We start from the raw sequence: 14,243 nt of genomic DNA, 5'->3' as shown, positions 1-14,243 counted from the left end.
TGTAGTGTCATAATAAAACTGGACAGCAACTAAGAGGTTATACTAACTTAAAAAAGGAACTTAGTATGACCAAACAGCGTAGCAAATTCACCCGAGAATTCAAACTTGAAGCCATTAGTGCCGTTATTGACGAAAACCGTAAAATCAAAGAAGTGGCCAACTCTCTGAACATTGGTATCTCAACGCTTGATAACTGGGTGCGTAAGTATCGTCAAGAACAGCAGGGTATTGGACCAGTCAAAGGCAATGCTTTAACTGATGAACAAAGAGAACTTCAGCAACTACGTAAGGAGAATAAACGCTTACGGATGGAGCGTGATATATTAAAAAAGGCTTCCGCTCTGCTAGCATTGGACAACCTGAAAGACTATCGCTAATTACTAAGTTATCAGAGCAAGATAAACAAATTAGTAAAAGCCAACTGTGTAACTTACTTGGTATTGTCAGAAGCAGTTACTACTACAGCACTAAGATTAAGCCAATCGATATCGAAGCTATCAAGGTTAAAGCGTTAATTCGCCAGATATTTAATGACTCTAATGGCTCAGCAGGTACGCGCACTATCACAGCTATCTTATGGCATCAACACGGTGTTAGGTTGTCTCGTTATAAAGCAGGTAAGTTTATGAAGCGTATGGGGCTTATCAGCAGACAGCTTAAGCAACCTAAGTACAAACACTGCGATGAGGGTCACAAGATTCATGACAATACCTTAGAGCGCAAATTTAGTCCCATAGCACCTAATCAAGTTTGGACTGGGGATGTGACTTATATCCGTATCAAGGGTGGCTGGTGCTACTTAGCAATCGTTTTGGATTTATATGCTCGGCGCATTGTAGGCTTTGCTGTGTCAGATTCACCTAATAGCTTATTAACTGGATCAGCTTTAAAGATGGCTTATCACACTAGATTAAACCCTGCTGGGGTAATGTTCCACTCCGATCAGGGGAGTCATTATACCAGTCTTGAGTTCTCTATCTATGTGAGTGAGTGCAGTGATATGACTCACAGTATGAGTCGCCGTGGCAATTGTTGGGATAACGCTCCTACTGAGAGATTCTTCAGAAGTTTTAAGACTGAATGGATGCCAAAGGTTGGCTATGAGAATATTAAGGAAGCTAAGTGTGCTATTAATGAGTATATTTGGGGTTATTATCAAACCATCAGACCACATACTTTCAACAATTATCTGACCCCATTAGAGAAAGAGAAACGTTACTTCAATCGAAACCTCTTATCTGTTGTCTAAATTTAGTTGACCACTACAACCATACCTATCTTTTTCATAATTAATATAATCCTAAGTGGTTAATAAACATATTTCTGATATAAGGAATTAGTTACCTTTTTAAACCAGTAATGATTTTATTGTCATAAAAATGTATTTTTATAGATTTATCTACAATACATACTTTTTTTAATATTTTCTAGTTTTATGTAGAGTTATAGTAAAAGACTTTAAATAATTATCAGTATATCTATAATTTTTTGTAAGCAGTTGGTAAGTTTAGAATACAAATAAATTTGAGTAAAATATCTGAATTTAATAAATATAAGAGTATTAGTCCTGTATTATAACTTATATTCTCTTTGCTTTAATACCTCAGTATTCTGTTTCATGGAAGAGTTATGGTATTGTAATGTACAGATAGAGAAGTAGTAGAAGCGATAGGACATACTCTTGCTAAATTAAATATTGGTATATGACTGGATTTACTCAAGTACAGGTGGCAGAGATTTTAGAGATGAGTAATGATGCAGTATCTCGTATGGAGCGTGGCAAAATCATGTCAACGGTAGCAGGGCTTATGCAGACTTGTATTTTTTTTAGTTTAGATAAGGTCTTGGCGGTTATAGGAAAGGTTGGGATTTGTTTAACAAAACAAGATTGGCGGTGAAGGAGGGATTCGAACCCTCGATACGTGATTAACGTATACACACTTTCCAGGCGTGCGCCTTCAGCCACTCGGCCACTTCACCATATATCTATCATTAGATAACTATTATTAAGTATTAATAATTATATCGACTACAATGCAATAACTGACACAAGATAGGTCATAGATAGGCAATATTGCATCATAAAACTAAGTGATAGGGGACGCATTATACCCAACGCTGCCACAAATGTCACCAAGCAATCCATAATAGAGTCAAACTAAATAATTAACTAACTCTATCAAACAAGCTAATTTAGTCGAGCTTTATTACCAGCATTAAAAATAGCAAACATAAACTATATGTCATTCATTGTCGTTACCTGCTTTACAGTCATAGCTAATGACTGATATAGTCAACCTCAAATCAATCCAATCCAACATGGTGTTAGCTTCACTAGAGGTATTTCTTACGCTATCCCAATTTAATTGCTTTGTGATGATTTTATTTTAGACTGATTATAAGTATAAATTTTTGATATTGATGGTGGTTTTCATTGCAACGTATGACGATATTTTCTTTACAACCATATTCTCCATCTACTACTCATACGCAATATTTACAAAGTTTGCTTAGTGTTATTTTGGCATTGATGTGTTTTGCTATATGGCAACCTGCGCAAGCCAATGATTTTCAAGACTGTCCACAAAATTTTTATGCAGGTACGCCACCAACTTATACCAATAAAAAGCTAAATAAAGATTCTGTGGCATTGTGTTTTAATGGTTTTGCCACATTGTATTCAGGAATATCACGCACACCAGTTTGGTCTGCCGAGCATCTTACCCGGCAAAGGTTATTAGATGCTGAAGAGATTCCTCGTGATGATAGTTTTCATGAAGAGAGTCGCCTGCCACAATCCATGCGAGCAAAGCTTAGTGACTATAAACACTCAGGTTATGATCGTGGACATTTAGCACCCAATGCAGATATGGCATCAGTGGCGCAGCAATATGATAGCTTTAGTTTGGCAAATATTGCGCCACAGTCTCCCAAGAATAATCGGTATGTATGGCGTAATTTAGAATCAGTCACTCGCTATCTAACCAAGCAATATGGTGAAACCTATGTCATTACTGGAGTGGCATTTGAGGGTAAAAAAATTACCCAACTAAATCGGAAGGTCATGATACCCACCCACTTTTTTAAGGCAGTTTATATCCCTGCTACAGGTGAGGCAGGGGTTTATTATGCACCAAATGATGAGTCTGAGCGGGTAGAAGTGATTAGCGTAAATGAGCTTGCGCTGCGTACAGGAATCGATATCATGCCCGCAATATCACCTGTTGCTCAAGCTGAAGCGAAACAGCTACCTTATCAAGTGAGTGATATCAATCAAGAAGCAGAGGACACGACAACAGATGAACCATGGTGGTTACAGTTGGTAGTAGAAGTATTACAATGGTTAATATCAACGATATTTAAATAATAATCATACAAATATGGTCAAAGCATAATAAAACGGATACGACAATGCTGATAAGTCGTTTAGATAGTACGATTGTCAAGTAAACTTTGACTATAGTCATCTTAAATAAAGGTAACAGTTATGATAGACCCCTATAAAAATGACCATCAAAGCCAGCAAGTAGGTCAATTAATCATCGAAAACCAAACAGATAAAGTCACGATTTATGGTGATATAGATATTGAGCGTAGTGAGCAAGGACTCACACAAGCAAAACAGCTACATCAATTGATGTCCGCAATAGTGGCAGCTTTAGAGCAAGCCCAAGCAGAAAACAAGTTATTAGACGATACTCAGCGTTTACAAATAGAGCATCAAGCTGCGAGCGAAAAAGGTACGATAGACAATCCTTTTGCATAAACACTACGATTAGAAAGGATAAGCGTAGGAATAGCGCAAAAAAAACCTTTATTTTTTTTAACCGTATTTTATAATTAAAAGTCAGTAGTGATACTGGTGAATGCACAGTTTTTTAGTTGACATATTAGATGTAAATATATTAACTTGTGGATCATTAAATAAAGTACTAGTAAGTAGCAATTAGTATTTTCAGTATATTGCAGTACTTTTAAATCAAATCAATGCTATCCAAAATACTGTGATTAATAAAGTTTAGTCATTGGCTTTCGAAAGGAATCGTATTATGAAATTATTTAACCAATCTATTTTAGCCATCACTACATTAGGACTTGCAACTGTTTCTATGGCAGCAGATTCACTGGCAAATACTAAGTGGCAAACTTATGAAGATGGCAAACCAAAAGGTACTGTGCAGTTTACAGAATCTGGCGGTGTGTTATCCGGAAAGATTATTGCTGGTAATACTGCCAAAGCCAAACAATACATAGGCGATACAGTCATCACTGGATTAAAACCACAAGGCAATGGTAAATATAGTCGAGGTCGAATTATTAATCCAGTTGATGGAAAATCTTATGGATTGGCTTGTACATTAAGTAAGGATGAAAAAACATTAAAATTGACTGCGTATTGGGGTATTGCACCAGTAAAATGGCAAACGTGGAAAAAGAAATAGTAGTCATAAACTAACACTCAATATCAGATAATTAGATAAGTAATTAGATAAAAGATACTACACAAAAGCCTTTCATTATTTATCATAATGAAGGGCTTTTTATATTATCAGATAAAGAAGACTAAAAGGGTTACAAGGCAACTGAGTGCAGATAGTACAGTTGTATAGCAAACGAGGTTAACACCATAGCTATTTAGTAGTTCTTTGATTCTATAAGAAAAAAGCTGCCTAATCTAAATATTAGGCAGCTTTTTTTAGTCAGTAAGATAAAAATAAGAGGCAATGTTTTATTTTACAAACTCTGGATAAGCTTCTTGTCCACATTCTGAAATATCGCCACCTTTGTACTCTTCTTCTTCACTAATACGTATGCCTATTACTGCTTTTAGTATACTCCAGACAATCAGGCTACAGACAAATACCCAAGTAAAGATGACGACTGCACCAATAAATTGCCCTAAGAATGAAGTCTCATGATTGGTGATGGGTACAATCATTAATCCAAAGAAGCCGACCACACCATGTACCGAAATTGCACCGACAGGGTCATCAAGACGTAATTTATCTATGGTTAAGATTGAGAAGACCACAATGACACCAGCAACCATGCCAAAGATAGTGGCTAATAAAGGTGTGGGTGTTAGTGGTTCAGCCGTGATGGCAACCAATCCTGCCAACGCACCATTGAGTAGCATGGTTAAATCTGCTTTGCCAAAAATAATGCGTGCGATGATTAATGCTCCGATAGCACCGCCAGCAGCAGAAGCATTGGTATTAACAAATACCATAGCAACGCTATTGGCACTAGTAATATCACCAAGCTTGAGTACTGAGCCACCATTAAAGCCAAACCAGCCAAGCCATAATATAAAGGTACCTAGAGTAGCCAATGGCAGATTGGCACCGGGTATGGCACGAATCTCACCATTTTTACCATATTTACCTTTGCGCGCACCCAGCAATAATACCCCTGCTAAGGCTGCTGAGGCACCTGCTAAATGCACAATGCCAGAGCCAGCAAAATCACTAAAACCAAAGCCAGAATAAATAGTAGCACCAGCCGCATTGACCACATCATTAAAGGCAAAGAGATTAAAGACAGGCTTACCACCCCATGTCCAGCTACCTTCCATTGGATAAATAAACCCTGTCATCACCACTGAAAAGATAAAAAATGCCCAAAGTTTCATGCGCTCAGCCACAGCACCAGAGACAATAGACATACAGGTAGCAACAAAGACGACTTGAAAGAAGAAATCAGAGGCTTTGGAATAGACTGAACCACCATCAAAGCCTTTGGTTGCAGAGTTAGCCAAAGCATCAGCGACCAGTGAGTCTCCGCCTGCAAGCCCTGTTAAAAACAGGTTGCCATCATACATTAAGTAATAACCGCAAATCATATACATGGTACAGGCAATCGCAAATAGCCCCATGTTTTTTGCAAGGATTTCTGTGGTGTTTTTAGCTCGGACTAGACCTGCTTCGAGCATGGCAAAGCCGGCTGCCATCCACATCACCAGTGCGCCACATATTAAGAAATAGAAAGTATCCAGTGCATACTGTAATTCAAAGATTTGATTTTCCATTTAGATTTCCCCCTTGGAACAAAAATGGATGGTAAGAATGATGATGTTGACTGGCTATTATTTGGCTTTAAGTTAGCCGTTAATAATAGAAGCTGAACATCTTTGTTTTTTAGTTAGCTATTTTGGAGTTAGCTTAGATGGCATCAGCACCCGTTTCTCCCGTACGGATACGAATGACTTGCTCCAGTGGGGTTACAAAAATCTTACCATCACCGATTTTACCTGTACTGGCAACCCGAGTGATTGCTTCGATGGCAGGCTCAAGCATTTGTTCAGTGACAGCGACTTCAATTTTGACTTTTGGTAAAAAATCCACCACATATTCAGCACCACGGTATAGCTCAGTGTGACCTTTTTGTCGACCAAAGCCTTTGACCTCGGTGACAGTAACACCCTTTACGCCGATTTCTGACAGAGCTTCACGCACATCATCGAGTTTAAAGGGCTTTAAAATGGCAGTAATCAGTTTCATACGGCTCGTCCTTTGTAAGAATAAATGAAGAAAATAGTAAAATTCATGATTTAAAATATCGCCTGCCTGCTAAAAAAATAGAGGCAATAAATATTGTTATCAGCAAAGTGGTGAGATGGCAAACTTGTTCATACTCAGCTTACTTTGCACTCTTTTAATGGCATATTTGTATGCTATCAAGAAATGTGCCAGTAAAAACGAAGGGGGAAGACGCTTAACTGGACAAACCATGCTCTATTTTAGTGCATAAAATAGACAATAAAAGAGCAGAAAAAATCATAGTAACACTTTTAGCATAATTTTAGCCTAATACTACGAAGTGTTGTAGCTAAGTTGGTGTTTTTGCACCAAAATTGTGCTTTGTTGGTGTTACTATGTTGGTAAATTGATTTATTATAGCGGAGTTTGGTGGTGGGCGGTATGGCGTACTGTATGTATTGTTTTGCCATATTGATGGGCTACTTGTACTCGTTTTCCTTGATAGGTTAATTAATCAACATGATATTACTCACTTGGATAGAGTAAATAAGGTGTTTTACTGGCACCGATGAGTTTTTGGGTATCACTGCCATAAAATAGTTCACGCAGTCTAGATTCTCCAAATGCTCCTGTCACCAGCAATTCAAGTTGATGTTTGTTTTGATAATACAATATGGCAGACGGGACATCTCGACAATCGACCAATGCTTTTTTGCAATCAATGCCAGATTGTTTAAGCTTGGCATAAGCTTCACGTAGCGCTTCCTTGTTGTGTTCGGTTTCTTTGCCAATCATAACAATATGAATACTCATAGAGCGAATAAGGGCATTACTACAAAGCCAGTTTAGTAGCGCATGGCAAATGGGACGATTGTCAAAAGCAAATAAGGCACTTTTGGGGGTGGAGAATGCAGTATGAGTAATTAAAATAGGACAATCACTGCTACGCACCAGTTGGGCTAAGGTATGTTTACAGGTCACTTGATGTCCAATAACCAGTAGTTGTGCCATATCATCGACATATTCGATGCTTTCAGCAAGTGTGGTATGACGATGGATACAATAAATGGGCTTGTTTATTTTTTTATTATCACAATAGCGTTCAGCATGTTTGAGTAATATCTTACCTTGATCTTTTATCTGAGCATTACTTAGGTGCTCTTCAGTAGTAAAGCGTTGTAACAAATGACTTTCATCATCTATGGTTAGACAACCTGAATAATTGACAGCCGCTGAGCGATGCAAGTTTGGCATGGCGTGCAATAGCCCAATTGGTGCATTGAGATGTTTGGCTGCCCATAAGCTGGCATCTAAGACAGCTTGCACATGATCAGGGCAGTCAAGGCAAGCAATGATACTATCAGGTTTTAGATTGGTCATGGTCATCACGCTATGAATAATAAAGTGAAAGCAATATTTATAATTTTAGTAGATAGGCGATAGCATCTAATCGAGCAGCCCAATATTTTTACAATCATGAACTGAAAAACGATCGATTAAGGTGCGACTGGCATTGTTTACCCCCACTACTTTGACATCAATCCCTTCACGTTGCAAGCGCATCACCAGCTTATCGAGGATATCCACCGCAGTGATATCCCAAAAGTGGGCATGGGTCACATCAATTTCAATACGATCGACTGCTTCTTTGGTATCAAAGCTGTCCATAAAGTGTGTGGTAGAGGCAAAGAATACTTGACCATGGACATAATAATGACGGGTATTGCTGGCATCATCATAGTCGCTGGTAATCTCTAAGAACTGTCCAATCTTATTGGCAAAGAATAAGGCGGATAAGAGCACACCCACCAAGACACCATAGGCTAAGTTATGAGTAAATATGGTGGTAATGACTGTGGCGAGCATCACCACATTAAATGACATCGGATGGGTTTTAAATTCTCGTAGTGATGCCCAATTAAATGTACCAATGGAAACCATAATCATCACGGCAACCAGTGCTGCCATAGGTATTTGACTGACCCAATCACTCAAAAATACCACCATGATAAGCAGTACAATACCTGCGACTAATGCGGATAAACGAGTGCGTCCGCCTGATTTTACATTGATAATGGACTGCCCAATCATGGCACAGCCTGCCATACCACCAAAAAATCCTGCCACCACATTGGCAATACCTTGTCCTCGACATTCTTGGTTGCGGTCACTGGTGGTATCAGTGAGATCATCAACAATGGTGGCAGTCATCATAGATTCCAGCAAGCCCACCACTGCCAATGCAATGGAGTAAGGCGCAATAATCATTAAGGTTTCTAGGTTTAAGGGGATATTGGGGATTAAAAACATTGGTAGGGTATCAGGCAGCTCGCCCATGTCGCCCACATTGCGAATATCAAGACCAAAGTACAAGCTGACAATGGTTAAGCCAACAATACATACTAAAGGAGAGGGAATAATTTTGCCGATTTTAGGTATTAAAGGAAATAAATAAATGATTCCCAACCCTGCCGCGGTCATAATATATACCAGTATCCCTACTTTATCAGTATGTGGATTGAGCTCAGGAAGCTGGGCGGCAAAAATCAAAATTGCCAAAGCGTTGACAAAGCCAATTACCACTGAACGTGAGACAAAGCGCATCAGATTGCCAAGCTTTAACACGCCCATAATAAACTGGATCACCCCACACAATAAAGTAGCCGCCAATAGGTACTGTAGTCCATGGTCAGCAACCAGATCAACCATCACCAACGCCATGGCAGCCGTTGCTGCTGAGATCATCGCTGGTCTGCCACCGACAAAACTGATCACCACCGCAATACAAAAGGAAGCATATAATCCAACTTTGGGATCTACCCCAGCGATGATGGAAAAAGCAATGGCTTCTGGAATGAGTGCAAGCGCGACCACGATACCTGATAAGATATCGCCACGCACATTAGAAAACCATTGATCTTGCAGATTATTAAAAGAAGGAATTATCATAAGGAATATAAAGCTTTAGTAATAGAGTAAATGTGGTGATAAGATAATACAGCGCATGGCAGTACAACCGTCGTATAATGTCGCACGATACAGGTTCTTAATAAGATATATAAACCTGCGCATCATAGCACACCCCACGCAAAAGGAATAATGATGAGCCAAGACCAACAAGTCCACCCCAGCGATGCAGCCCAACTATCAATGCAAACAACAACACAAACAACACTACAACAAACAGCACAAACATCAACGCCTGTAGATGTTTATACAACCAGCGCCTCAAGTGCTGAGCAGACAGAGAATACAGCGACAAATATGATGAGTATGGGGAGTAAATCAAGCAGTGACCTAAATAGCAGCTTAACAGAATCTACGCCCCAGATGATTCAAAAGGGTAGTGGACTTCAGGTGGTCGTTGGATTGGGGCAGTCGGGCTTATCGGTGGCTCATTATTTGGTAGAACAGGGCTATCAGGTCGCTGTAACCGATGCCAATTCTGCACCAACGCTTGCTAATCAACTGCCTGAACAGATACAGATTAGGGCATTTGGTGAGATAGATGCCAATTTACTGTGTCACGCCAATCGTATCATCATCAGCCCAGGAGTTGCATTAACCACCCCTGCTTTGATGCAGGCTCAGCAGGCAGGTGTGCCAATTGTTAGTGACATTCAGTTATTTTGTGATGCGTGTGAGGTACCAATTATTGCCATTACTGGCTCTAATGCCAAAAGTACAGTAACAACATTGGTAGGGCAAATGGCAGCAGATGCAGGCGTCAATGTTGGTGTGGGAGGGAATATTGGTGTGCCTGCTTTGACACTACTTAAGCAATTTGCAGCAGATGATAACCATTCTCACCCTGCTGAGCAAAACGTATCGCAGTTATCTGATGCCATACCTGCCCAACTTACACCTACCCAGCCTCCAAAACAGTTGGCAGTATTGGAGTTATCCAGTTTTCAATTAGAGACAGTGACCAATCTTGGGGCAATGGTAGCGACAGTGCTTAATATGTCACCTGATCACTTAGATAGACATGGCGATATGCTGGGTTATCATCGCGCCAAACATCGGATTTTTCAGCAAGCCAAATCAATTGTGGTCAATCGAGATGATGCCCTCAGCCGTCCTTTAGTGGCAGATGACTTACCACGTATCAGTGTTGGCTCAAATGCCCCTGATAAAGATCAATATGGTTTGATTCGTCAGCTAGATGGCAGTACTTATCTGGCTCGAGGAACACAGCGATTAATGGCAGCGGAGGAGCTAAAAGTTAAAGGTGAACATAACCTGATCAATGCCTTATCTGCCCTAGCGTTAGGTGAGTTAGCAGGGCTGCCACTACAAAGCATGTTGGACACATTACGCCATTTTACTGGTCTGCCACATCGTTGTCAGTTTGTTGCACATATCAATGGTGTGGATTATTTTAATGACTCTAAAGGCACAAATGTGGGCTCAACCATTGCTGCAATATCAGGGTTAGGTAGTGTCTATAAAAACTCAGCAGATAATTTAAATAGTTCAAAAATAACAGATGCCAGATCACAACAGTCATTAATCGTCATCTTAGGTGGGCAGGGTAAAGCGCAAAAATTTGGTGACATGTCTTCGCTACTCAATACTTATGTCGCCGATGTAATTTTTATTGGTGAAGATGCCAAAATGATTGACGCTGATTTGTGTGCCGCAGGATTACAAGATAGTGTCAATCGGCATCACTGTGATACGCTTGCACAAGCAGTCACTAAGGCTTATACCATTGCAGCAGATAAAGCACCACAAATCAAAGCAGTACTATTATCGCCTGCTTGTGCCAGCTTTGATCAGTTTACTGGATTTGTGCAGCGTGGCGAGCATTTTGTTGAGTTTGTGCACAAGCTTAACTCTCCAATATAGAAAAATGGATAGTGATTAGTATGGCTTATTTGTATAAAAAAACACAGTATACTTTTTGAAACATTATTGATGGACTCATTGTTTATAATTTTGTTGCTGATAAAAGGTAAAAAATTCTGTGGCATGATATGCTAATTACTTCCCAAAAAAATACGGTAATATGCTCAATGATAGGTTGGGTATATTACCTATTTTTTATGGTTCTTACTTATTAAATGAGCAGTAATCCGTTATGACTTCAAAAATGACTTTACCCTCTGCTTCAGCGTTGTTAATGACTGGCGTTGGTTGTTTGATGGTGCTAAGCCTTATTATGGTTGCCTCAGCCTCGATTCCATTTGCTTTAAGCCATGGCATGTCTGAGCTGCATTTTTTCTATCGTCAGTTGACTTATATGTTAATTGGATTAGTTGCTGCTACCATTGTTTATAAAGGTTTTTCTTTACGGCTTTATTTTACACTGCACGCACAAATTATCATGTTATTAATCACAGGCATATTATTGGTCATTACTTTATTTTCTAGTCCGATTAATGGTGCAAGACGTTGGATTGAGTTTGGCTCATTTAACTTTCAGACAGCTGAGCTTGCCAAATTAGTGATGATTTTATATGTGTCTAACTTTGTCGTACGGCACTCACATGATGTGCGTGCAGGTTGGGATGGTTTTTTTCGTATTTTTAGCATCGTCGCAATTATGACAGTGTTAATATTACTTCAGCCTGACTTTGGTTCTTTGGTGATTATCATCGGTAGCATCTTAACGATTTTTTGGATTGCTGGTGCACCAGCGAATCAGTTTTTGACCTTAGGTGCATCGGCTTTAGGGCTATCAGCGGTGGCAATATGGGATAAAGAGTATCGTCTTACTCGGGTGATGTCTTTTTGGAATCCATTTGATGACATGCAAAATACAGACTATCAGTTGGCACGTAGTTTGATTGCTTTTGGGCGTGGTGAGTTCTCTGGGGTTGGATATGGTGAGAGTGTGCAAAAATTGGCACACTTACCCGAAGCACACACTGATTTTTTATTAGCCATTACGGGTGAGGAGCTGGGCTTTGTTGGAGTGATAGCGATATTATTATTAGAGGCTTTGGTTATTTTTAGTGTGATGCGTATTAGCTATATGGCTCTTAAAAACCACCATTTGCGCTTGAGTTATACCGCTTTTGGTTTTGGCGTTATTTTTATTGGTCAGACCTTGATTAATGCAGGTATGAACCTAGGTGTGATGCCAACTAAAGGCTTAACCATGCCTTTTTTTAGTTATGGTGGCTCATCTATGGTAATCAGCTTAATTATGATTGGGCTGCTATTACGTATTCATAAAGACAGTCCAACCATTGCGCTAGAAAAAAGACGCTTATATTAATTCTAAAATATCGCCCGCCTACTATAATTTATAACTACGGCAGTTGTACTAGACTTTGTTGATGCTGCAAAGGACAATTATCCCATTGAGCAACGGCTTGTTTTAGCATATTCTCTGGGGTATCTAAGCTAACATCTGGTTGGTGTAGCATGGTCAACGCAGTGGCAATCAGTTGGCTACATTTGGTCGTTGTACTGGTATCAATGGGGGCGGCAAGATTTTGTTTAGAAAGCTTTTGCCCTTGGCTATTTTTTACTAAGGGCAAGTGATACCATTTATGGATAGCAGGTAAGTTTAGGTATTGCATTAAGCAAATTTGTGCACAGGTTAAAGGTAGAATATCTAGCCCCCGCATGATGTGGGTAATGCCTTGTAGCCCATCATCAATACTGACTGCCAAAAAATAATTAATAATGCCATTGGCACGTCGCAATACCACATCGCCCAAACTTTGCTGTGGGTTTGTCCACTGTATGCCTTGTAGCTGATCAATAAATGCCAATGAATAATCTGCCAGTTGTACCCGAACTTTATTTGATCTGAGGCTCAACTGTTTATGCAAACATAAGCGTGGATAAGTGGGTGGGTTTGGCAAATTCTGTTTTGATAAAGAGCGTTGATATTGGTTTAGATGTTTACGGGAACAGTTACAGCCGTATAGGCGTGGGGTGAGGTGCTCATACATCCATTCATTGTAAATATCAATACGCTCTGATTGATAGAGGATATCCCCGTCCCATTGTAAACCTAAGCATTCTAGATCAATAAGAATTTGGTGTGCAAATTGTGGCTCACAGCGTATATTATCTGTATCTTCCATACGCAGCAGCCACTGCCCACCAATAGATTTTATGTGGCAATAGCTGGCGATTGCTGTGGTCAATGAACCCAAATGCAACTCTCCTGTGGGAGAAGGCGCAAAGCGTCCAATAGGCGTCAAAGTAGGCTCAGACAAAATCTAGGCATGTCCCCAAGTTTGACGCTCTTTCATTTCTGAAAGCGTTTTGCAATCGATACATAGCGTGGCGGTTGGACGAGCTTCTAGGCGTCTTAGTCCGATTTCTACACCACACATCTGGCAAAAACCATAGTCACCACTTTCCATCTCTGCCAAAGACTTATCAATTTTGCGAATCAGCTTACGCTCACGATCACGTGTACGCAGTGCCAAAGCAAACTCTTCTTCTTGCGTCGCTCTGTCGTTGATGTCTGGCATTGCAGTTGACTCATCTTGAATATACGACTTGGTACGATCAGCATCACCTTGTAGCTGTTGTTTCCATTTTTTGAGTATGGAGGCAAAATGCTCTAATTGAGCATCTGACATATATTCCTCATCTTTTTGTGGTGTATAAGGTGTAAATTTTAAATCTTCTGTTGTATTTGTATTGCTCATGACATTTTCCTAATAAATCGTATCATCTTGTGGATATGTGGTCATATTAAGCCAAGCTTGAGTGTCGTTAAACTGTATCTTAAATACAATACAATAGCATCTAGCTTAAAAAACACCTAGCTTAAAAAACAAGTATCTTACA

General features: G+C 39.7%; 14 protein-coding genes and 1 tRNA gene. 8 read left to right on the top strand and 7 right to left on the bottom strand.

Annotation, left to right across the window (positions count from 1 at the left end):
• The first annotated feature begins 65 nt into the window (after positions 1-65).
• The 3 genes from FHK89_RS06850 (at position 66) to FHK89_RS06840 (ending at position 1,898) form a co-directional block, all read left to right on the top strand.
• The gene (locus FHK89_RS06850; RefSeq protein WP_230656861.1) at positions 66-377 is read left to right on the top strand and encodes a transposase; all 312 of its coding nucleotides are present in this window, start codon (positions 66-68) and stop codon (positions 375-377) included.
• Complete coding sequence (locus FHK89_RS06845; RefSeq protein WP_329958687.1) at positions 323-1,249, top strand: IS3 family transposase; 927 nt, start codon at positions 323-325, stop codon at positions 1,247-1,249. Before FHK89_RS06850 ends, FHK89_RS06845 begins: the two co-directional genes overlap by 55 nt.
• 454 nt (positions 1,250-1,703) lie before the next feature.
• Positions 1,704-1,898: a helix-turn-helix domain-containing protein gene (locus FHK89_RS06840; protein ID WP_230658397.1), complete on the top strand. Its 195-nt coding sequence runs from the start codon at positions 1,704-1,706 to the stop codon at positions 1,896-1,898.
• On the opposite strand, the gene FHK89_RS06835 is transcribed toward FHK89_RS06840, so the two are convergent.
• A tRNA-Ser gene (locus FHK89_RS06835) sits at positions 1,890-1,980 on the bottom strand. The genes FHK89_RS06840 and FHK89_RS06835 overlap by 9 nt on opposite strands.
• Positions 1,981-2,443: 463 nt before the next feature.
• Here FHK89_RS06835 and FHK89_RS06830 point away from each other — a divergent pair.
• The 3 genes from FHK89_RS06830 to FHK89_RS06820 all read left to right on the top strand — a co-directional run bounded on the left by FHK89_RS06830 (position 2,444) and on the right by FHK89_RS06820 (position 4,442).
• Positions 2,444-3,367: a DNA/RNA non-specific endonuclease gene (locus FHK89_RS06830; RefSeq protein WP_230658394.1), complete on the top strand. Its 924-nt coding sequence runs from the start codon at positions 2,444-2,446 to the stop codon at positions 3,365-3,367.
• 120 nt (positions 3,368-3,487) lie between these two features.
• Positions 3,488-3,766 (top strand): hypothetical protein, encoded by a 279-nt coding sequence (locus tag FHK89_RS06825; protein ID WP_230658392.1) that lies wholly within the window; start codon positions 3,488-3,490, stop codon positions 3,764-3,766.
• 283 nt (positions 3,767-4,049) lie between these two features.
• A complete protein-coding gene (locus FHK89_RS06820) occupies positions 4,050-4,442 on the top strand; it encodes a DUF2147 domain-containing protein (protein ID WP_230658389.1) in 393 nt (130 codons plus the stop codon).
• A gap of 287 nt (positions 4,443-4,729) precedes the next feature.
• Here FHK89_RS06820 and FHK89_RS06815 read toward each other — a convergent pair whose 3' ends face one another.
• The 4 genes from FHK89_RS06815 to FHK89_RS06800 all read right to left on the bottom strand — a co-directional run bounded on the left by FHK89_RS06815 (position 4,730) and on the right by FHK89_RS06800 (position 9,428).
• Positions 4,730-6,028 carry an ammonium transporter gene (locus tag FHK89_RS06815; RefSeq protein WP_230658386.1) on the bottom strand — a complete coding sequence of 433 codons (1,299 nt, stop codon included), beginning with the start codon at positions 6,026-6,028 and terminating at the stop codon, positions 4,730-4,732.
• A gap of 133 nt (positions 6,029-6,161) precedes the next feature.
• Positions 6,162-6,500: a P-II family nitrogen regulator gene (locus tag FHK89_RS06810; protein WP_230658383.1), complete on the bottom strand. Its 339-nt coding sequence runs from the start codon at positions 6,498-6,500 to the stop codon at positions 6,162-6,164.
• A gap of 504 nt (positions 6,501-7,004) precedes the next feature.
• Positions 7,005-7,859 carry a universal stress protein gene (locus FHK89_RS06805; protein ID WP_230658380.1) on the bottom strand — a complete coding sequence of 285 codons (855 nt, stop codon included), beginning with the start codon at positions 7,857-7,859 and terminating at the stop codon, positions 7,005-7,007.
• 66 nt (positions 7,860-7,925) lie between these two features.
• Positions 7,926-9,428 carry a SulP family inorganic anion transporter gene (locus FHK89_RS06800; RefSeq protein WP_230658378.1) on the bottom strand — a complete coding sequence of 501 codons (1,503 nt, stop codon included), beginning with the start codon at positions 9,426-9,428 and terminating at the stop codon, positions 7,926-7,928.
• 324 nt (positions 9,429-9,752) lie between these two features.
• On the opposite strand from FHK89_RS06800, the gene FHK89_RS06795 reads away from it, so the two are divergent.
• Both FHK89_RS06795 and ftsW read left to right on the top strand, forming a co-directional pair.
• Complete coding sequence (locus FHK89_RS06795) at positions 9,753-11,330, top strand: Mur ligase family protein (protein WP_230658422.1); 1,578 nt, start codon at positions 9,753-9,755, stop codon at positions 11,328-11,330.
• Between the two features lie 232 nt (positions 11,331-11,562).
• A complete protein-coding gene (gene ftsW / locus FHK89_RS06790; protein WP_230658374.1) occupies positions 11,563-12,705 on the top strand; it encodes a putative lipid II flippase FtsW in 1,143 nt (380 codons plus the stop codon).
• Positions 12,706-12,739: 34 nt separating this feature from the next.
• Here ftsW and gluQRS read toward each other — a convergent pair whose 3' ends face one another.
• Together gluQRS and dksA are read right to left on the bottom strand one after the other, a co-directional pair.
• The gene (gene gluQRS / locus FHK89_RS06785; RefSeq protein WP_230658370.1) at positions 12,740-13,660 is read right to left on the bottom strand and encodes a tRNA glutamyl-Q(34) synthetase GluQRS; all 921 of its coding nucleotides are present in this window, start codon (positions 13,658-13,660) and stop codon (positions 12,740-12,742) included.
• Between the two features lie 3 nt (positions 13,661-13,663).
• Positions 13,664-14,101: an RNA polymerase-binding protein DksA gene (gene dksA, locus FHK89_RS06780; protein WP_230658367.1), complete on the bottom strand. Its 438-nt coding sequence runs from the start codon at positions 14,099-14,101 to the stop codon at positions 13,664-13,666.
• Between the last annotated feature and the right edge of the window lie 142 nt (positions 14,102-14,243).

Source organism: Psychrobacter sp. I-STPA10 (genome assembly GCF_021012795.1).
Lineage (GTDB): Bacteria > Pseudomonadota > Gammaproteobacteria > Pseudomonadales > Moraxellaceae > Psychrobacter.
Note: the sequence above shows the minus strand (reverse complement) of the source record. Positions and strands in the feature narration are given on the sequence as shown.

Coding starts and splice junctions, on each gene's coding strand:
- FHK89_RS06850 (WP_230656861.1), top strand. CDS start 66: ATGACCAAACAGCGTAGCAAATTCACCCGAGAATTCAAACTTGAAGCC.
- FHK89_RS06840 (WP_230658397.1), top strand. CDS start 1,704: ATGACTGGATTTACTCAAGTACAGGTGGCAGAGATTTTAGAGATGAGT.
- FHK89_RS06830 (WP_230658394.1), top strand. CDS start 2,444: ATGACGATATTTTCTTTACAACCATATTCTCCATCTACTACTCATACG.
- FHK89_RS06825 (WP_230658392.1), top strand. CDS start 3,488: ATGATAGACCCCTATAAAAATGACCATCAAAGCCAGCAAGTAGGTCAA.
- FHK89_RS06820 (WP_230658389.1), top strand. CDS start 4,050: ATGAAATTATTTAACCAATCTATTTTAGCCATCACTACATTAGGACTT.
- FHK89_RS06815 (WP_230658386.1), bottom strand. CDS start 6,028: ATGGAAAATCAAATCTTTGAATTACAGTATGCACTGGATACTTTCTAT.
- FHK89_RS06810 (WP_230658383.1), bottom strand. CDS start 6,500: ATGAAACTGATTACTGCCATTTTAAAGCCCTTTAAACTCGATGATGTG.
- FHK89_RS06805 (WP_230658380.1), bottom strand. CDS start 7,859: ATGACCAATCTAAAACCTGATAGTATCATTGCTTGCCTTGACTGCCCT.
- FHK89_RS06800 (WP_230658378.1), bottom strand. CDS start 9,428: ATGATAATTCCTTCTTTTAATAATCTGCAAGATCAATGGTTTTCTAAT.
- FHK89_RS06795 (WP_230658422.1), top strand. CDS start 9,753: ATGGGGAGTAAATCAAGCAGTGACCTAAATAGCAGCTTAACAGAATCT.
- ftsW (WP_230658374.1), top strand. CDS start 11,563: ATGACTTCAAAAATGACTTTACCCTCTGCTTCAGCGTTGTTAATGACT.
- dksA (WP_230658367.1), bottom strand. CDS start 14,101: ATGAGCAATACAAATACAACAGAAGATTTAAAATTTACACCTTATACA.